The organism is Allobosea sp. BK604, from assembly GCF_004341515.1.
Taxonomy (GTDB): domain Bacteria; phylum Pseudomonadota; class Alphaproteobacteria; order Rhizobiales; family Beijerinckiaceae; genus Allobosea.
Genome location: NZ_SLZF01000003.1, coordinates 164,514 through 183,229, shown reverse-complemented (window position 1 = coordinate 183,229; position 18,716 = coordinate 164,514). Strand labels below are relative to the sequence as shown.

At 65.9% G+C, this 18,716-nt stretch carries 18 protein-coding genes; 8 read left to right on the top strand and 10 right to left on the bottom strand.

Annotated features, from left to right (window positions below; translation table 11 throughout):
* Nucleotides 1–14: 14 nt before the first annotated feature.
* Nucleotides 15–983, bottom strand: coding sequence for a helix-turn-helix domain-containing protein (locus tag EV560_RS10285; RefSeq protein ID WP_131855667.1), 969 nt, complete (start codon nucleotides 981–983; stop codon nucleotides 15–17).
* Between the two features lie 194 nt (nucleotides 984–1,177).
* On the opposite strand from EV560_RS10285, the gene EV560_RS10280 reads away from it, so the two are divergent.
* The 6 genes from EV560_RS10280 (at nucleotide 1,178) to EV560_RS10255 (ending at nucleotide 9,709) form a co-directional block, all read left to right on the top strand.
* A complete protein-coding gene (locus tag EV560_RS10280; RefSeq protein ID WP_131855666.1) occupies nucleotides 1,178–2,242 on the top strand; it encodes a helix-turn-helix transcriptional regulator in 1,065 nt (354 codons plus the stop codon).
* A gap of 505 nt (nucleotides 2,243–2,747) precedes the next feature.
* On the top strand, nucleotides 2,748–6,635 hold the full coding sequence (locus tag EV560_RS10275; RefSeq protein WP_165923406.1) for an autotransporter domain-containing protein: 3,888 nt from the start codon (nucleotides 2,748–2,750) through the stop codon (nucleotides 6,633–6,635).
* Nucleotides 6,636–6,936: 301 nt separating this feature from the next.
* Nucleotides 6,937–7,824: a pyrroloquinoline quinone biosynthesis protein PqqB gene (gene pqqB, locus EV560_RS10270; protein WP_131855664.1), complete on the top strand. Its 888-nt coding sequence runs from the start codon at nucleotides 6,937–6,939 to the stop codon at nucleotides 7,822–7,824.
* Nucleotides 7,821–8,552, top strand: a complete 732-nt coding sequence (gene pqqC, locus EV560_RS10265) for a pyrroloquinoline-quinone synthase PqqC (protein ID WP_131855663.1) — start codon at nucleotides 7,821–7,823, stop codon at nucleotides 8,550–8,552. The genes pqqB and pqqC overlap by 4 nt, the downstream gene beginning before the upstream one ends.
* An 81-nt stretch (nucleotides 8,553–8,633) precedes the next feature.
* Entirely contained in the window at nucleotides 8,634–9,323 is a 690-nt protein-coding gene (locus tag EV560_RS10260; RefSeq protein WP_131855662.1) for a hypothetical protein, read from the top strand.
* Entirely contained in the window at nucleotides 9,320–9,709 is a 390-nt protein-coding gene (locus EV560_RS10255; RefSeq protein WP_465247000.1) for a hypothetical protein, read from the top strand. The genes EV560_RS10260 and EV560_RS10255 overlap by 4 nt, the downstream gene beginning before the upstream one ends.
* Before the next feature lie 219 nt (nucleotides 9,710–9,928).
* Here the strand turns inward: EV560_RS10255 and EV560_RS10245 are convergent, their stop codons facing one another.
* Complete coding sequence (locus EV560_RS10245; RefSeq protein ID WP_131855660.1) at nucleotides 9,929–11,041, bottom strand: S-(hydroxymethyl)glutathione dehydrogenase/class III alcohol dehydrogenase; 1,113 nt, start codon at nucleotides 11,039–11,041, stop codon at nucleotides 9,929–9,931.
* 23 nt (nucleotides 11,042–11,064) lie between these two features.
* Entirely contained in the window at nucleotides 11,065–11,643 is a 579-nt protein-coding gene (gene gfa, locus EV560_RS10240; protein WP_131855659.1) for an S-(hydroxymethyl)glutathione synthase, read from the bottom strand.
* Between the two features lie 267 nt (nucleotides 11,644–11,910).
* On the opposite strand from gfa, the gene EV560_RS10235 reads away from it, so the two are divergent.
* Together EV560_RS10235 and EV560_RS10230 are read left to right on the top strand one after the other, a co-directional pair.
* Nucleotides 11,911–12,957 carry an AraC-like ligand-binding domain-containing protein gene (locus EV560_RS10235; protein ID WP_131855658.1) on the top strand — a complete coding sequence of 349 codons (1,047 nt, stop codon included), beginning with the start codon at nucleotides 11,911–11,913 and terminating at the stop codon, nucleotides 12,955–12,957.
* Between the two features lie 160 nt (nucleotides 12,958–13,117).
* Complete coding sequence (locus EV560_RS10230; protein WP_131855657.1) at nucleotides 13,118–13,318, top strand: hypothetical protein; 201 nt, start codon at nucleotides 13,118–13,120, stop codon at nucleotides 13,316–13,318.
* Nucleotides 13,319–13,355: 37 nt separating this feature from the next.
* Here the strand turns inward: EV560_RS10230 and pqqE are convergent, their stop codons facing one another.
* The 7 genes from pqqE to EV560_RS10200 form a co-directional block, all read right to left on the bottom strand.
* Nucleotides 13,356–14,465 carry a pyrroloquinoline quinone biosynthesis protein PqqE gene (gene pqqE, locus EV560_RS10225; protein ID WP_465247003.1) on the bottom strand — a complete coding sequence of 370 codons (1,110 nt, stop codon included), beginning with the start codon at nucleotides 14,463–14,465 and terminating at the stop codon, nucleotides 13,356–13,358.
* A gap of 17 nt (nucleotides 14,466–14,482) precedes the next feature.
* Nucleotides 14,483–14,788, bottom strand: coding sequence for a pyrroloquinoline quinone biosynthesis peptide chaperone PqqD (gene pqqD / locus EV560_RS36015; RefSeq protein WP_207907988.1), 306 nt, complete (start codon nucleotides 14,786–14,788; stop codon nucleotides 14,483–14,485).
* A gap of 234 nt (nucleotides 14,789–15,022) precedes the next feature.
* Nucleotides 15,023–15,103: a pyrroloquinoline quinone precursor peptide PqqA gene (pqqA, locus tag EV560_RS36855; RefSeq protein ID WP_131856192.1), complete on the bottom strand. Its 81-nt coding sequence runs from the start codon at nucleotides 15,101–15,103 to the stop codon at nucleotides 15,023–15,025.
* Between the two features lie 127 nt (nucleotides 15,104–15,230).
* On the bottom strand, nucleotides 15,231–15,995 hold the full coding sequence (locus EV560_RS10215; protein ID WP_248311985.1) for a DUF1194 domain-containing protein: 765 nt from the start codon (nucleotides 15,993–15,995) through the stop codon (nucleotides 15,231–15,233).
* Nucleotides 15,996–16,023: 28 nt separating this feature from the next.
* Nucleotides 16,024–16,767 carry a pentapeptide repeat-containing protein gene (locus EV560_RS10210; protein WP_248311984.1) on the bottom strand — a complete coding sequence of 248 codons (744 nt, stop codon included), beginning with the start codon at nucleotides 16,765–16,767 and terminating at the stop codon, nucleotides 16,024–16,026.
* Nucleotides 16,768–16,844: 77 nt separating this feature from the next.
* Nucleotides 16,845–17,660 (bottom strand): quinoprotein dehydrogenase-associated SoxYZ-like carrier, encoded by an 816-nt coding sequence (locus tag EV560_RS10205; protein WP_131855655.1) that lies wholly within the window; start codon nucleotides 17,658–17,660, stop codon nucleotides 16,845–16,847.
* Between the two features lie 33 nt (nucleotides 17,661–17,693).
* Entirely contained in the window at nucleotides 17,694–18,644 is a 951-nt protein-coding gene (locus EV560_RS10200) for a quinoprotein relay system zinc metallohydrolase 2 (protein WP_131855654.1), read from the bottom strand.
* Between the last annotated feature and the right edge of the window lie 72 nt (nucleotides 18,645–18,716).

Here is an 18,716-nt window from a genome sequence, read left to right as displayed (position 1 = left end):
GTCGCGCGAGGCCGTCAGTTGATGGCGCGCAAGGCGGCCTGCCGGACCTCCGTCGGCGTCCGGCCATAGCGCATCCGGAACTGCCGATAGAATGTCGAGGGTTCGGTGAAGCCGACATCGAAGGCGATATCGGCGATCCGCCGCAGCATCTGCCCGCGATCGGTCAGGCAGCCATGGACATAGGCCAGCCGCTGATCGCTGACATAGCTGGAAAAGCTCGTGTCGTCCTCGGCGAAGAGCTGGCGGATATAGCGGTCGCTGATCGCGAATTTCCGCGACACCTGTTCTGCCGACAGAGCGGGGTCCCGGAGGTTCTGGGCAATGTGCTGCTTGATGGCCGCCAGCCTCGCCGCACGGATACCGGGTGACGGCGGCCTGGCGGATCCCGTGTTGAACGCAGCCGCCAGAAGGTCGGCCACATGCCGCGACACCAGCGGCCCGAGCGTGGCGGCGGACTCCATCCTGAGCAGCGACGAGAGATAGTCGAACAGCAGCTGATGCACGGGCTGGAACCGACCGATATGGTCCGGCGCGATCTCGTCGAGATTTCTCACCAGGGGCGCGAGAAGCGAGCGCTTGAACTGGAGCATCATCGTCCAGCGCGAATCCTCGGCCTGGACCGTCCAGCGCCGGTCGAGGGACAGGATCGCGGCCGCGCCCGGCCGGGTCGTCACGTCGCCGCGCCCCGGTAACGACACCCGGTAGCCGCCCTTGTTCCAGGACAGCGCGATATCGTCGTTGCCATCCGCCATCAACTCTGTCGTCCGATGCCAGGTCATCGGCGATACCGAGGCCATCGTGCATTTCAGATCGGACAGGAACAGCGTCCGCGCATCGAAAACGAGCCTGTGCGTCTGATCGGGCTCAACCTGCAGACGCATCTGGAGGCGCCCGTAGAAATCCCGGATGAACTCGTCGCGATGGTGCTCAGGGATATCGCTGACCGAGAACGAGACGGTTTGGGCGGCAGTGTCGGCAAGCATGATCGGATGCACTCGGAATGGTCGGGCGGACGTTGGGCGAATTTCCGCGTGGCTTCAAGTGAGCTGCGCTGCAGCCGCGGTCATGTGCCGTCAACGCAATTTCCAGTTCCGGAATTGCCATACATCGTCATACAACCTCTGCTAGCGAGACCTGTCGGGGGCCGACCGTGATGACCTCCGTGCTGGAGCTGTGAATGGCTGAGGATGTCGACCCGGCGGTGCCGGCCGCTGCGAGTGCCGCAAACCAGGTCCGGTATGTCGCGATGGATACGGCCGGCCTCGCGCCCAGGAGCGCAATGACGGTCTGGCAGGAGAGCATCGGCGTCTTCTACGATGCGCGCCCGCATGGCGAGGCCGAATCCCGCTTCCATTTCTTTGCCGACGCATCACATCTGGGCGAAGCCATCCTCACTCGCTACAGCTGCAAGGTCCATAATCACTACGACCGGTCGCCCGCGCGCATCGGCCGGGACGGGCTCGACCATGTCACGCTGCAGGTCATACTCGGCGGCCGGCACGGCAGGCGCGATGCCGCGTCGAACGAATACGCCGAAGCCGGCGACGTGATCATCGCGGATCTCGCACAGTCCCAGGCGACGGCGGCCTTCGACCTGGACACGTTCAATCTCACCTTTCCGCGCCGCATGCTCGCCCCGCTCCTGAAGGCTCCCGACGAGCACAATCTGCGCGTCGTCCCGGGCAAGGCGCCGCTGACGGCGCTGCTCCGGGGGCATCTGGCGAGCCTGCACCGTGAGGCGCCCCGCATGAGCCATGACGAGGTCGAGGCGGTCATCCAACCGACGCTGGAGCTCGCGGCGGCGGCGCTCAACATGTCGGTGACGGAAGAGAATGCGGCCTCGATCCGGCTTGCCCTGACCGGGCAGATCCGGCGCCATATCGACGAGCACGTCGCCGATCCCGCGCTGTCGGCCGAGACGGTCGCCGCGGCCTTCGGCATCTCGCTGCGCAAGCTCTACTATCTCTTCGAGCCCCATGGCGGCGTCTCCTCCTATGTGACGGGGGGACGATTGCGGCGCGCCCGGGCGATGCTCGTCGATCCCGATTGCGCGACAATGAGCATCGCCGATATCTCCGAAAGCTGCGGCTTCGCCTACCGGACGAACTTCGTGCGCGCCTTCCGCAAGCTGTTCGGGGTGACGCCGCGCGAGGCGCGCGCGCATGCCGCGGAAGGACGCCGGAGCGCCGGCCGCTATGCCGACGAGCGCAACATGTGGCACTGGATTCGCCAGTTGCGCTGAAGCTGAAATCGAGCCGGCAGGCCCGACGCGGCACCCCATGATTTTGCAAGGACGGATACGAACCGGGCAGCCTGGGATACAATTGAGCCGGCACCGCCCCATTTCCTTGCAAGCCCGCCGAGCGTCCCCGCAAAAGCACGTGAGAGGCTGAGGGAGCGGATTCCCGACACGGCGTCGCGCGCTCCGCATCAGCCATGGCGCCCGGCGCCTTGCGGGCTGCCCCGAAGCGACGAGATGGCGTTTCGAGGGGCGAGCAATGCCTAAGGCGAATTCCGGTTCCCGGTCCGGTCGGGTCACGAAGTCGAGGCGGGCTGCCACTGCGCTGCCGACAGCCGACCTGCGGTCAAGGCGCAAGTGGAATGCTCACGGCTGCGGCCTGCGCAGCCTGCTCCTGGCGACGACGGCCTTTGCGATGCTGGCGCCGGCGCTGCCCGCGAGCGCTCAGACTGTCTGGACGGGCGCCAATTCCACGAGTTGGTTCGATGGGCTCAACTGGACCGCAGGCATGCCGACGCTCGGTGTGGATGCAGATATCGATACCGTGTTGCCTTCGCCGCAGAATTCCGGGCTGGGCGCGATCGCGAATGTCCTCACGATCGGCCGGAGCGCGACCGGAGTGCTCGCAATCCAGGGGGGCGGTTCGCTGCTCACCAGCACCACCTATATCGGCCGTGACGGCGGCTCGACCGGCTCGGCGCTCCTCACCGGCGGTGGATCGGAATGGACGAACACGGCCGATTTCTACGTCGGCTATCAGGGCCAGGGCTCGCTGAGCATCAACGCTGGCGCCGTTCTCAACAGCAGCACCGGCGTCATCGGACATAGCGGCGCCAGCCTGGGCCAGGTCAGCATATCCGGCGCCGGCTCGAGCTGGACGCTCAGCGGGCCGCTCTCCATCGGAAATTTCGGCCAGGGCAGCCTCAACATCAATGCGGGCGGCTCGGTGAGCAGCACGGACGTCACGCTCGCCGTGACCGGCGGTTCGCAGGGCGGCGTCAACGTCAACGGCGGCAGCTGGACGAACTCGGGCCAGATCGTCGTCGGCGGCGGTGGCACCGGCACGCTGACCGTCACGGCCGGCGGCGTGGTCAACAGCGCCTCGAGTATCATCGGGAATGACGGATCGAGCACCGGCCAGGCCACTGTCTCAGGCACCGGGTCGTCATGGACGACCAACGGCACCTTCGTCGTCGGCCGGCAGGGGAATGGCCAACTCACCATCGCAGCCGGCGGCGCGGTGCTCAGCCACGACGAGGTCATCGTCGGCGATGCCGGGACCGGTCATGTCACCGTGACCGGAGCGAACTCCACCTGGACGCTCTCGGGCCTCAGTGCCGTATTCGGCAGCACCGGCAGCGGCAGCGTGCAGGTCTCGGCGGGCGGCGTCGTTCAGGCACATCACGCGACGTTCGGAGAGCTGGCTGGCTCGACGGGCGGTTTCGAGATCACCGGCGCGGACTCGCGCTGGGACAGCACCGGCGACGTTGCCATCGGCCCCGGCGGCAGCGCCGCGGCGACCATTCTGGCTGGCGCCAAGGTCACTTCCCAGTCACTCACTGCGGGCTCTGGCCCGACGGGGACGGGGGAGGTCCTCATCTCGGGCGCCGGCTCGTCATGGACGACGACAGCCAGTGCCGGCTTCGGATCCGACGGCGTGGGTAAGCTGATGATCGCGGCTGGCGGCACGTTGAATGTCGTCGGCATCGGTTTCGCCAGCGCTGCCACGGGCCAAGGTACCGGTGTGATCACTGGAGCGGGATCGAGGCTCAATGCGAGCGGCGGTATCTTCGTCGGGTCGGCCGGCACCGGCACGCTGACCGTGTCCGATGGCGGGACGGTCACGAGCGACCAGGCCCGTATCGGGTCAAGCTTCGCCACTGCGAAAGGCACCGCGACCGTGACCGGCGGCGGCTCGAGCTGGGCGAATGCCGGGGACTTCGCCATCGGCGCCAACGGTTCCGGCACATTGAATGTCGAGGCCGGAGCCAAGGTCACGACGCTGGATGCCCTCGTCGGCGGCTTCAGCCAGGGCGTGGGTATCCTCAACGTGACTGGGGCGGGATCGAGCTTCCTGGGCTCCGGAAGCATGCTGATCGGCGAGGAAGGGACCGGCGCAGTGTCGGTCATGGCGGGCGGCACTGTCGCAGCCCAATCCGTTTCCCTTGCGACCGGGCCCGGGTCTGGCGGCAGCATCTCCGTCAGCGGTGCCGGCTCGTCCCTGTCGGCCTCGGGTGGTCTGGCCGTCGGCGGCCAGGGCAATGCCGTGATATTCGTCCAGGCGGGAGGCAAGCTGACCTCCGGCGCGTCGGCCCTTGGCGTGCAAGCGACCGGCATCGGCGAGGCGACCGTGCGCGGCCAGGGTTCGTCCTGGCTCAACGGTGCCGATCTGCAGATCGGCGTCGCGGGGCGGGGCGTCCTGACCATTGCCTATGGCGCTGCGGTCGAGATCGGCGGCTCGGTCGGCATCGCCGCGGCCGCCGGCTCGTCCGGCACGTTGAATATCGGCGCCGCCAAGGGCCTGGCTGCAGCCGCTCCCGGCTCGCTTGCAGCGGGGCTGATCGCCTTCGGCGCAGGCGACGGCAAGCTGATCTTCAATCATACCTCCGACGCCTATCAGTTCGCCGCGGCCATGACCGGCGCCGGGGCCATCGAAGCCATCGCGGGCACGACCGTGCTGAGCGGAAATTCGAACGGCTTCATCGGGACGACCGCCGTGAACGGCGGCACGCTGGTCGTGAATGGCGCCCTTGGCGGAACGCTCGATGTCCTGGCAGGCGCACGCCTGCAGGGCTCGGGTACGGTCGGTGCGACCACGATCCAGTCCGGCGCCGTGATCGCGCCGGGAAACTCGGTCGGCACCTTGAGCGTCAACGGCAACATCGTGCTGGCGGCTGGCTCGACCTATGCCGTCGAGATCGCCGGCAATGGCTCATCCGACCGGATCGCGGCCTCCGCCATGGCGACCGTGGCCGGCAGCCAGGTCGGCGTCACCGCGCTCGATCCGCAGACGAGTTACATCAACGGCCAGCGCTATACGATCGTCACCGCAACCGGCGGGGTCAACGGCACCTTTACCGGTGCCACGACGCAATCGGCCTTCCTCGAGCTTGCACTCGACCACCAGCCCAATCAGGTCGACCTCGTCATCCAGGTCAAGGGCAACGATCCCGGTCCGGGACCCAATCCGGATCCCGGACCAAACCCGAATCCTGGACCAAACCAGCAGCCGGCGGTGTTCGGCAGCGTGGCGCTGACGCGCAATCAGCTCGCCACCGCCGGCGGACTCGACACGCTGCCGCAGCTCGGCGGGACTCTGGCGCTTTACAACAGTCTCTTGGTGCTGGACGCGCCCTCGGCGCGGGCGGCCTTCGACGCGCTTTCCGGCGAGATCCACGCCTCGGCCAAGACCGCGCTGGTCGAGGAGAGCTGGCTGCTGCGCAACGCGATGAACGATCGGCTGCGCTCGGCCTTCGGCTCGGTCGGAGCGGTGCCGATGGCGACGATGAACTACGGCTTCACGGCCGATCTCGCCCCCGCCGTGAAGGGCTCGATGCCTCGGCTCAGCACCGAGCGCTTCGCCGTCTGGGGCCAGGGCTATGGCGCCTGGGGCCGGACGGACAGCGACCGCAATGCTGCCAAGCTGACACGCTCGACCGGCGGTTTCCTGCTCGGCGCCGATGTCGCGGCCTTCGACACAATGCGCTTTGGTCTCGTTGCGGGTTACAGCCGTTCGGAATTCGACGTGAAGGGCCGGCTCTCCTCCGGCGAGAGCGACAATTATCATCTCGGCGTCTATGGCGGCGGGCAGTGGGGCGCTGTCAGCCTGCGCACCGGCGCGAGCTATACCTGGCACGCGATCGAGAGCTCGCGCATCGCAGCCTTTGCCGGCTTCGGCAACAGCCTCAGGGCCGATTACAATGCCGGCACCGCCCAGGTGTTTGGCGAGCTTGGCTATCGGATCGATCTCGGCCGTGTCGCGCTCGAGCCTTTCGCAGGGCTCGCCTATGTCAACCTGCATAGCGACGGCTTCAACGAGATCGGCGGGGTGGCGGCGCTGTCGGGGCGCAGCGACGACACCGGCATCGGCTACTCGACGCTGGGTCTGCGTGTCTCGACCAGCCTCGATCTTCAGGGCATGGCGCTGACCTTGCGCGGCGGCCTCGCCTGGCGCCATGCGTTCGGCGACACCACACCGCTGGCGACGCTCGCCTTTGCCGGCTCCAGCGCCTTCACCGTCGCCAGCCTGCCGATCGCGGGGGATGCCGCTCTGGTCGAGGCCGGGCTCGATCTTGCCATCAGCAAGAGCGCGACGCTCGGCCTATCCTATACCGGGCAGCTCGCCCAGGATGCCCAGGACCATGCTTTCAAGGGTAATCTCGCGGTGAAGTTCTGAGGAAGCCGTTGCGCGGCGGCCCTCCAGACCTGCGGATCGGGACTGCCGATATCTCGCGAAGCTCGCCAGCCTCGCGGCCGGGATGCCCGATCCTCGCCTTGCTGATGGGCGAGGCAGGGCGATCGATGCGTCGACAGCCGTAGTCTCGACGGCGCCGATGCCCTAGGCTGCCTTCAGCAGACCAAAGCTACGTTGCGCTGATCGGTTCTCGGCACGAGGAATCGGACATGTCCTGGGTCGCAAATCGGGTGGAGATGGTGGCTTGCGCTTCCGCGTCGGAAGCGGTGCCTGAGCGGCTCCGGTGAAGGCCGTCGTTCTCGGCGCCGCTGCCGGAGGCGGCTTTCCGCAATGGAATTGTCGATGCCGGGTCTGCACGCTCGCCTGGAGCGGGGACCCCCGCGCGCCCTGGCGGACGCAATCGAGCCTTGCGGTGACGCTCGACGACGAAACCTGGGTCGTGCTGAACGCCTCCCCCGATCTCGGCAGCCAGATTCGAGCGACGCCGGCCCTGTGGCCGCGCCAGGCGCGGCACTCGCCGATCGGAACGATCATTCTGAGCAGCGCCGAGATCGACCATGTCGCGGGGCTACTCAGCGTGCGGGAGCGGCAGCCATTCGATCTGATTGCGCTCGCGCCCGTTCTGGCTGCGATCGATGGCAACCCAATGCTCCGGCCGGTGCCGGCACGGCGCGTCACCGCGATCGCCTCGGAGCCGGTCGCGCTGGCCGGCGGGCTCATGGCGGAGCTCTTTTCCGTTCCCGGCAAGGCTCCGCTTTACCTCGAGGGTGCCAATCTACAGCTCGAATCCGAAGCCGGCGAAACGGCCGGTATCCGGATCGGCGGCGGGGGCCGATCTCTCGTCTATATTCCCGGCTGCGCCGTCCTCTCCGACAGGGTGCGCGCCGAGGCGGGACGCGCCGATGTGGTGTTCTTCGATGGCACGCTGTTCACCGATGACGAGATGGTCCGGAGCGGGGTCGGCGAAAAGACCGGGCGGAGGATGGGGCATATGCCGATCACGGGTCCCGGCGACTCGCTATCCTGGCTTGCCGGGCTGCCGGCAGCTCGAAAAATCTATATCCATCTGAACAACACCAATCCGGCACTGATCGAGGGCTCGCCTGAGCGTCTGATGATCGAGGCCGCCGGTGTCGACGTGGCTTATGACGGCATGGAGGTGAGGCTGTGACCGCTCTGCTATCGCCCGAGGAACTGGAGCAGCGTTTGCGCGAGGTCGGCGCACAGCGCTACCACGACAAGCATCCCTTCCATGTCCGGCTGCATTCGGGCCGCTGCACCAAGGGTGAGGTCCAGGCCTGGGCCCTGAACCGGTTCACCTACCAGGCCCATATCCCCGTGAAGGACGCCTTTCTGATCGCGCGGGCCGGCGATCCGGCGCTGCGGCGGGCCTGGCGCCAGCGCCTCGTCGACCATGACGGCCACGAGGATGGCGAGGGCGGGATCGAGCGTTGGCTGCGCCTGTGCGAGAGCCTGGGGTTGGCCCGCGCCGATGTGCAGGCGCATCGCGGCGTGCTGCCGGCGACGCGCTTTGCCGTCGATGCCTACGTCAATTTCGTGCGCGAGCGCCCGCTGCTCGAAGCGGTCGCGTCCTCGCTGACCGAGCTGTTTTCGCCGCAGGTCATTCGCCACCGTGTCGAGGGCATGCTGGCGCATTACGATTTCGTCAGTCCGGAGAGCCTGAGCTATTTCACCGCCCGCCCGGAACAGGCGCGGCGCGATGTCGAGACCGCGCTCGCCTATGTCACGGCCCATGCTCGCACGCCGGCCGAGCAGCAGGCGGTGATCGCAGCGCTCGAATTCAAATGCGACGTGCTCTGGGCCATGCTGGACGCGCTCCACCACGCCTATGTCGAGCCGGGCCATGTCCCGCCTGGCGCCTTCGTGCCGGCGGCTTAGTTCGGTTGCTGCGCCCGTCGGCGCGTTCTATCGTGCAATGAAGCTGCCTGCTCGACCTGGTCCATATCGGGGAGATGCAATGTGAGCGGATACGCATTCGCCTTCGCGCGCTGCCTGGCGCTGCTGGTTCTGCTGGTGCTTGCGCCATGGCCGGCATGGGCTCAGGAGAGCCCGGCCGAAATCCTGTTCAGCCGTCCGCATTTGTCAGGCGTGGCTGCGGGCTCCGAACTGACCTATCACCTTGAGCGCTCGGCCTCTGACACGCAGCGGCTCGGCCAACCCTTCGGCGACGATATCAAGCTCACGATCAAGTCTGTCACCGAAAACGGCGCGCGCGATATCGACCTGCGCATGTTCACGGGCGAACGAGCACGCGACGTCAATTCGATCAGCGGGCTCACCGGCAATCCGCTGCTCGTCATCTTCCTCGATCGGTCCGTCGGCAACATGGTGCAACTGACCGGCGGGAAGGCGCCCTATTTCAAGGATCGTTTGCGCGCCGGCCTGCGCGACAAGGCGACGAGCGAGGCGACCAAGGCCGAGTTCGAGGGCAGGTTGCTGGATGCGACCCGCATCACGGTCAGGCCCTTCGTCGACGATCCCAATGCCACACGCATGCTCGGCTATGAGGGAGCCCAATTCGAATTTGTGGTGGCCGAGGCCGCGCCCGGGATGCTGCTCGAGTTGAAATCCGAATTCACCAGCGACTTGGCGGGCGCGCCGAAGCTCACGGAGCGCATTGTCCTGACGGGATCGCGAGGACAGCCATGAACGCGATTGGGACGGGGGAGAGGTGCCGCCGTCATACCCAGGCATCAGTCGCGGGATTGCTGCTCGCCAGCATCATGGGCATCTGCGCCGCCGGCGCCGTCGACGCGCCGGTCAATGATTATCCGACGGTCACGCGCGCCGATTATGTCTTCGGCTGCATGGCGGCGAATGGCCAGACGCGGCAGGTGCTGGAAAAATGCGCCTGTTCGATCGACGTGATCGCGTCCGTCCTGCCCTACAAGGACTATGAGGAAGCCGAGACGATCATGTCGGTGCGCCAGCGCGGCGGCCAGAACACGTCGATGTTCCTCAGCATGCCGCTGATGCGCGAGAAGGTGGCGCGCCTGAAGCGGGCGCAGATCGAGGGCGAGTTGCGCTGTTTCTGAGGCATCGGCGCGTTGGGCGGAACCAAAGCACTTCCGCATATCTCCCTTCGCGCTGCTTCGCCTCCGTCATGCCCGGCCTTGTGCCGAGCATCCACGTCTTGAACATCTCGATCGAAAAGAGAAGGCGTGGATGGTCGGGACGAGCTCGACCATGACGAGGAAGGCTAGTTGGCCCCAATCACGGCGGAGCTATCGAGCAAAAAGATGGCGACGGCCACCTCAATAGACGACGACGGACCGGATCGACTTGCCCTCGTGCATCAGGTCGAAGCCGTGGTTGATCTCCTCGAGCGTGAGCTTGTGGGTGATCAGGTCGTCGATATTGATCTTGCCCTCCATGTACCAGTCGACGATCTTCGGCACATCGGTGCGCCCGCGCGCGCCGCCGAAGGCGGTGCCCTTCCAGACCCGGCCGGTGACGAGCTGGAATGGACGGGTGGCGATCTCCTTGCCCGCCTCGGCGACGCCGATGATGATCGATTCACCCCAGCCGCGATGGCAGCATTCCAGCGCCTGGCGCATCACATTGGTGTTGCCGGTCGCGTCGAAGGAGAAGTCGGCCCCGCCGCCGGTCAGGTCGACGATCGCCTGCACCACCTTGTCGTTGCCGATCTCGCTGGGGTTGATGAAGTCGGTCATGCCGAATTTCTCGGCCATGGCGCGCTTGCCCGGGTTGATATCGACGCCAATGATCTTGTCGGCTCCGACCATGCGCGCGCCCTGGATGACGTTGAGCCCGATGCCGCCGAGGCCGAAGACCACGACATTGGCGCCGGGCCAGACCTTCGCCGTGTAGATCACCGCGCCGATGCCGGTCGTCACGCCGCAGCCGATATAGCAGATCTTGTCGAAGGGCGCGTCCTCGCGGACTTTTGCGACCGCGATCTCCGGCAGCACGGTGAAATTGGCGAAGGTCGAGCAGCCCATATAGTGGAAGACCTCGCCGCCATCGCAGGAGAAGCGCGAGGTCCCGTCGGGCATCAGGCCCTGGCCCTGCGTGGCGCGGATCGCGGTGCACAGGTTGGTGCGCCGCGACAGGCAGCTTTTGCAATTGCGGCATTCGGGCGTGTAGAGCGGGATGACGTGGTCACCGACCTTCAACGTCGTCACGCCGGCGCCGACCTCGCGCACGATGCCGGCGCCCTCATGACCGAGGATCGCCGGGAACTTGCCCTCGGAATCCATGCCTGAGAGCGTATAGGCGTCGGTATGGCAGATCCCGGTTGCCATCACCTCGACCAGCACCTCGCCCGCCTTTGGCCCGCCGAGCTCGACCGTCTCGATCGTCAGCGGCTTCCCCGCCTCCCAGGCGACGGCGGCACGCGTCTTCATGGCCCGTCCCTCCCAAGCAACGATCAGGACTTCAACACGCCGGATGCCTTGGCGATATGCGTGGCTATGAAATCCATCAAGGGCGGCGAGAGGCAATCATAGGGCTCTAGGCGCAGCTCCCGGAGCCGCGCCCGGACATTGCCCTGGTTGGCCGGATCAGCGCCCGATTCGATGATGGACGAGACGAAGGCCGCGAATTCCGGGGGCGACCAGCCCGTCTCCGAAGACAATTCGGTATGAACGAAATCGAGTCCGTAGAACGGGTGGCCCTTGTTCTCGATCCGCCCGTACATGTGGACGCCACATCCCGTGCAGGCATGGCGCTGGATGGTGGCGGAGGGGTCGACGACCCGTAGCTTGTCGGCATTTTCGAGGACGGTGACCTTGTCGCGCGGGGCCACGGCGATCATCGCGAAAAAATAGCCCTTCGGCTTCCAGCACTTGGTGCAGCCGCAGGCGTGATTATGGGCCGATTGCGAGTCGACGCGCACCTTCACGGGGCGGTCGGTGCATTTGCAGACGAGCGTTCCGCCCGCGAAACCGGCCGAAGCCGGCGGGAGGCCGCGATCAATCGAAGGGTGGATGGATATGGCCTGCGTCATGATCTTGTCCCTCCCCAGTTGCCGGTATGACTTTGCCTCGGGAACGACCACGATCCCGCGCGCGGAAATCCGGTGCTTGTTTGCGTGCACCTGATGACGCACGCCCGGGTGGCAGTGTTGTATCTTTCTTGCCGCGGGGCTTGCCTCACAGGGAAGGGCGGCTTGCCTGTCGAGGAATGTCGGCGGTCGCAGCAGAACGCGGGAACGATTTGTGACTGCAGGGCGCCGATGTATAGTGGCCCGGTCGAAGCTTGAACGAGCGCGACGATGACCCATTCAATTGTATCCCTCAGCACGGCCAAGACAGCAGCTCCCCTGCGGCCCGCCTATTGGGCGCAGGCTTTGGGCACGTTATGCGGCCGGTTGCATGTCGACGCATTCGGGGCCGGGACGATCGACGGCCATATCGACTATGCGACGATCTGGCGGCTGCGGCTCTGCCAGATCGAAGTCAGCCAGCACCGGGTCGCGCATCCCGCGACATGGACGGAGCTCGGTGGAGATCGCGTCATCAAGGTGCTGTTCCAGACCTATGGCACGTCGATCTTCGAGCAGGATGGCCGGCGTCTCGTGATCACTCCCGGCGATTGCCTGGTCTATGACGTGGCGCGGCCGCACCTGATCACCAGTCCCGCGCTGACCAGGCATCACGTCGTCATCATCCCCAGGGCGTTGATGGAGCAACGCGGCGTGCCGCTCGACCAGTTCCATGCGCAGCAGGTCTCGGCGCGCGAGGGCGCGGGCCGGCTGGCGCATAATTTCGTCACGTCCGTCTTCAGCGAGGCGCCCGCGCTGCCTCCGTGCTGCGAGCAGCAGGTGGCCGAAACCCTGCTCGAACTCGTACTGCTGCCCTTCTTTTCGGAAGCGCGCTTTCACCAGTCAGGCCGCTCCGCTCTGACCTTCCGGATCAAGGCTTTCATTCAGGAGAATTTGAGCGACCCGGAGCTCAGCATCGAGCAGCTCTCAGCGGCGTTGGATCGCACGAAGCGCTATCTCCACATGTCGTTTGCCGACGAAGGCACGACGATCACCGGCTATATCTGGCAGAGGCGGCTTGAGAAATGCCTGGAGGAGCTGGAGTTCGGCCCGAGATCGGGCAAGACCCTAACCGATATCGCCTTCTCCTGGGGTTTCAGCAGCTCCTCGCATTTCACCCATCTGTTCAAGAAGCGCTACGGGCTTCCGCCTTCGGCCGTTCAACGGCAGGCCAGCCATCAGAGCATGCGGTTCGATCCAGCCCGAGTGGCCGGCGCGAGCCATGTCACGGGCGTATCATCGGTGGATCCCAAGGATGATCCGTTATCGGCCGCTTGAGCAGCGTTTCCGGACTGATGATCGTCGCCCATTCGCCTCATGCGCGCATGCCGCGCGAAAGGTCCGAAAGATATGGCAGCGACTCCATGCCCCGTAGCGTTGGCGTGATTTTTGCTATTGTTGGAGCTGATCAAGAGACGCAACTGCCGAGGAGCAGTGGATGCTTGCAATCGTCATCTCCGTTTGCCTGGTGAGCGATCCCTCAATTTGCCGGAACGAGCGCATTCCGCTGCAGGCCAACATGTCGCCGAACCGCTGCGCCATGAGCGCTCAGCCCTATGTGGCGCAATGGACGGGAGAACATCCGGATTGGCGGGTGGTCCGCTGGCGCTGCAGCAGCGCCGATGAACGGGATATCTGAGCATTTTCGAGCAAAGTGGGCACCGGTCCGCGGCGCGTCACACGCCCTGATAGGTCCGATAAATGAAGTCGCTGCGGTCAGACGCGGCGTCTGCTTCCGCCAGCGCCACGACCTGTTGATGCAGCGGCGACAGCGAGCAGGCAGGGTCGGTCGCAGAGGCGTCGCCAGCCAGAGCCATGGCCTGGCAGCGGCAGCCGCCGAAATCCAGGTGCTTCCGCTCGCAACTCCGGCACGGTTCCTTCATCCAGTCGGTGCCGCGGAAGGCGTTGAACGCCACGCCGCGGTACCAGATCTCCGACAGGCTCGCGTCGCGGACATTGTCGAAACTCAGGCCCGCGATGGTCTCGGCCGCATGGCAGGGCAGGACGCGTCCTGACGGCGTGACATTCATCAGGCGAGCGCCCCAGCCGCCCATGCAGGCTTTCGGGTAGCGGGCATAGTAATCCGGCAGCACGCAATCGATGACGAGGCGCCCGGCCGTACGGCTCCTGGCCGCCTCGACATCGGCCATCGCCGTCTCGACCTGCCGGCGCGTCGGCATCAGCCGGTCACGATTGACCAGGCCCCAGCCATAATATTGGACATGGGCGATCTCGATGCGCGCCGCGCCCCAATCCTCAGCGAGCCGCACGAAATCGCCGATCTGGTGGACGTTTTCCCGGTGTACGACGGCATTGACCGTGAGCCGCAGCCCGAGCCGGGCAATGTCGGCGGCGACGGCATGCTTGCGCGCCAATGCGCCCTGGTAGCCGGCGACGCGGTCGCAGGTCGCCGCGTCGACGGCCTGAATCGAGAGCTGGATATGGTCGAGGCCGGCCTCGGCGACCGCGTCCAGCAGGGCCGGCTGGAAGCCGACGCCGGAGGTGATCATGTTGGTGTAGAGCCCGGCCTCGTGCGCATGGGCGACCAGCTCGGCGATATCCCGCCGGAGCATCGGCTCGCCGCCGGAAAAATAGATATGCAGGACGCCGAGCGCCGCCGCCTCATCGATCAGCCGTTTCCACTCGGCAGTGGTGAGCTCGCTCGAGCGCCGGTCGAGTTCGAGCGGGTTGGAGCAATAGGGACAGCGCAGGGAGCAGCGATGCGTCAGCTCCGCCAGCAGACCCATGGGCGGCGGCGGTTCGGGCCGCGCCGGGCCGGCCCGCACGAGCGTGTCGACCTCGCTCACAGATCGATCATCCTCTGATTGGCCAGGCCGCGCAGGAACGCCATGACGTCGGCGGCGATTTCGTCGCGGTCGGCCTCGAATCTCGTCGCCAGATCCTCGGCAATGGCCTCGACACTGCGCGTGCCGTCGATGCGCTGCAGGATCTCGATCGCGGTCTCGTCGGGCTCGAAGACACGCTCGGGGCCGAGCAGGAACCATTGCTGCCGGGCCTCGTCAAAGCGCAGCCGGACGCCGCGGGGAAGCGCCGGGACAATCGTCGCAAGATCCTGGGCCGCGAGATCCTGGGTGGTCTCAGCAGTCATGTGGCGCCCCGCGCATTGCAATCAAGCGCAAAAGCGCCGTGAAGGGCGATCGCCGGAGCGAAGACGCACTTCACGGCGTGAACTGCGCGAGCGTTCACGTGCAAACGCAAAACACAGCTCCCCGCCATGATCTTCCAGGCGAGGCAATCGTGATTTTGACACCCGGCGGCTTCACGCGGGCATAAATCTCCGCATTCCGCCGCAGGCGGCAAACCGTACCCTAGATCGAACGCTTCAGAGCTGCGCCGGCGCGTAGGAGGTCACTTCGCAGCCGACCGTCACTTCAATGATCGCGGGTTTTTTCCACTTGCGCATGATCGGTATCTCCAGATCGTGGCCAGCTTTCGCTTAGGAAAGCGAGGGGAGCCTACACCCGCCGGGAGCCCGTTGCAAAGGGGCTGGCCGTCCTGCCGCATCAAGAACCTGTCTTCGGCGGTGTATGTCACGGTTGCACCTGCGGCTTCAGTCCAGCGGGCTCGGTCATCGGCACGATCGGTAATCCACTGATTTCCGTCATGAATTTTTGCCTGAATGCGCGGCCGAAATCCTCGAAGCCGCGTGCCGGCAAAAGAAAGGCGCCGGGTCCGCCAATGACGTTCTCGCCATACCAGCGCTCCAGCGTCGCCGCCTGGCTTCCCTCCAGGATCGGCAGGCCGTTGACCGTCAGGCCGATCGCGACCAGGTCGTCGCGAACCGCGGAGGGAGCGATCTCGGGGTTGCAATTCTCCCGCCCGTCGCCGGACACGTCGAGCACGACGCGCCTCGCCTGCACCGGGATCTGCGGCGTGATCTTGTCGGCGACGAAGCGCAGCATTTGCGCCACGCAGGTGAATTCGCCGTCCTGCCGGACCAGCCGGCGCACCTTGCCCGCCAGCGCGGCGGCATCGGCCGCGCTGGCGATCCTGACCCATGGAATCGAAAGATTCGGCCGATCCGCCCAGAGGATGACGCTGACCGCGATCGACTGGTGCGCGCCGCCGAGGATCGTCTCCTGTACGGCGGGATCTTCGAGCGCATCGGCAATGCCCTCGACCTGCAGCCGGTAACGGAGGGCATCGACCGAATTTGAGACATCGACCGCCAGGATGAGGGCCGTATCGACGTTTTGCTGCGATTGGGCGCCGCTGTGCCGGACGCAAAGCAAAGCCGCCACCGCAGCGGCGACGGCAATCAGCGCAGGGCGAGCGGACCGATCGAGCAACAGCACAGGCGTGCTCCGCAACGAAGTCGACGCGTCACCTTACCGCCTTGTCGAGATTGCGCGCCAGAGCAAGCCCCCTGGCGGTGTCGAGCCCTTTCACGCCGACCAGGATCGCGCCGTCGAAATCGACACCGGTCAGGTCGGCCCCCGTCACATCGGCGCCGGTGAGATCGGCCTTGGACAGATCGACATTGATCAGCGAGGCACCGGTCAGATCGGCCTCGCGCAATTTGGCGAAGCGCAGGATGATGCCTGTCAGGTCGGCATTACGCAGGATCGCGCGCGTGAGGTCGCAGCCAAAAAGCTCGGTGCGCAGGGTGGTCATCAGCGTTCCGCGCATGTCGGCATGGTTGAAAATAGCCGCGGTCAGATTGGCGCCGCTCAGGTCGGCGCCACTGAGATGGGCGACGATCCGGGTGCCCGCCAGATTGGCATTGCGGAAGCGCGGCGCTTCGCTGGCGTCATAGGTCAGGCTCGACACTGCCGTTGGCAGCAGCAAGGTCGCACCGGAGAGATCGGCATCGCTGAAATCGGTGCCGATGATGACGGCGCGATCGAGCCGGGCGCCGTGCAGATCGGTGCCCGACAGGTTGGAACGCACGAGATCGGTGCCGAAGAGATCGCTGCCGGCGAGCCGTGCCCGCCGGAAATCGAGGCCGCTCAGATCGAGCCGGCGCAGATCCTGCCCACCGAGATCGGCCCGCACGCCCGGCGCGAGCTGGAACAGGCGCTGCGTGATCTCGCGAGCGGTGAGCTTGGCTTCGGCGAAGGCCGGCACTTGCGCAGATAGCAGAGCGAGAGCGGCGAACGCGGCTGCTTCGAGGACGTGTCGGAGAGGCCGAACATGTCGGGCGATCACATCTCGCTTCCGCTCTTGACCGGCCAGCTGCCGCGCAGCACGCGGCCATCGGTATCCTTCGCCTGGGCCGTTATGACGTCGCCGGACCCTGCCGGCCGGAAAGTGAAGCGGATATTGGGATCGGCGCTCAGCGAGATGCCGCCCTCCATGCGGAAGACGAGCGTATCGCCGCGTTTCACTTCGAGGTCGGTGATGAATTTGGCTGGGATGTAATAGCCGGTGAGCTGGTCCATCTGCAGCCCGGAATGATTGGGATGCCGGATCATGAGCTGCGCCTCGCGCGAGCTCGAGCTCGGCATGTCCGCTGCAAATTGCCGGAACTGCATCTTGCCGAGCTCGGCCTCGGCGAGTTCGGCGTCCTTCAGTGCCGGTGCCGAGCAGCCGCCGGATGCCTTGACGTATTTCGTGGTCATATGCAGTGCGCCATCGGCGGTCTCGACTACGGCGCGCACGTTGGAATAGGCGTCGATGCGCACGCGGGTCGACAGCTCGATCTCGCCGGAACCTTCGCCGAAGTAGAAAGTGGCGACGACCGGCGCGGGGTTCTTGTCGATCAGCAGCGTCAGGGATTTGGGCGGCGCGGCCTGGTCGCGCGCGACCTTCACGGTGAGCGGGACGAGTGCGGCGTCCTCGGCACGCATCGGCGCGTCCAGCGTGATCAGCCCATCTTCCACGATCGGCCGGTTCTGGAACACATCCTGATGGAGGCCAGGCCAGGGATCCTCGGAGGCGAAGGCCGGCATGGCCGGCAGTCCGGTCAGCGCGGCGCCGACCAGGCCAAGGACGCTGCGGCGGGCGATGAGCTCAGGCATGGCATCCTCCGGGTCATCCGCCGGGCGCCGTGATCATTCCCATTCGAGCTCGGCAAACGCGGCCGTCACATTGCGGGCGTTGAACTCGTCGAACAGGAGCCAGGCATCCTTCTCGGAGAGCCCGACGGTAGCGGCGGCCTCGGCAATCGATCGCCCCTGTTTTATCATGCGCCGCACCTCCGTGGAAATTCTTTGCAGGTAGAGCTTCTGCGGCTGGATCGCCTCCGGCCATGCCGCCGAGGGCGGACCGTGGCCGGGAACGGCACGCCTTGCCGGGATCTGCTCCAGCCGGTTGATCAGTTCCATCCAGCCGCGGATCGATCCGTCGAGCGCCGGAATGTGCCGCATGAACAGGAGATCGCCGAGGAAAAGCGTTCCGGTCGTGCTGTCATGCACTGTCAGGTCGTTGTCCGTATGCGCCGTCGGCTGCGCTTCCAGCATCAGCTCGCGCTCGCCGAGATCGATGACGAGCCGATCCTGCACCACGCGCGTCGGCGGGATCAGTCGCGTGCCGGCAAAGGCCTCCGGACCCAGCAATTCGGCGTTGATGGCGAGATAGCGCTCGGCTCGCGTCGCCAGTGCGCGCGCCAGCTTGTGATGGCCGATGAAGTCCGGCCGATCATCTGCGAAAGCAACATTCCCGAACAGGTGGTCGGGATGCATATGCGTGTTGATCACGTAACGGATGGGCTTGTCGGTCACCGCCCGGATCGCGGCGCGCAGGGCCTGTCCGATGGCCGCACTGCCGCCGGTGTCGATCACGGCGACCGCATCGCGACCGATCACGAAGGACAGGTTGGCGATATCGCCCCGGTTCGACGGCGTGAACACGGCATAGGCGCCCTGATGCACGAAAACGCCGGGCGCGATTTCGGTGACCTCGAGAGGAGTGACTGAAGGAGAGGTCTGAGCACTGGCCCGCAACACGGGATTGCCTGCGCCGAGCGCAAGCAGAGCCAGCCCCAGTATCGCGCCGAAGAGCATTTGCCTGCGCCGTCGCGGCTTGGCGAGGCTATTCCCGTCAGGCTCGCCTATGAGCAAACCTGCATCCGGGCC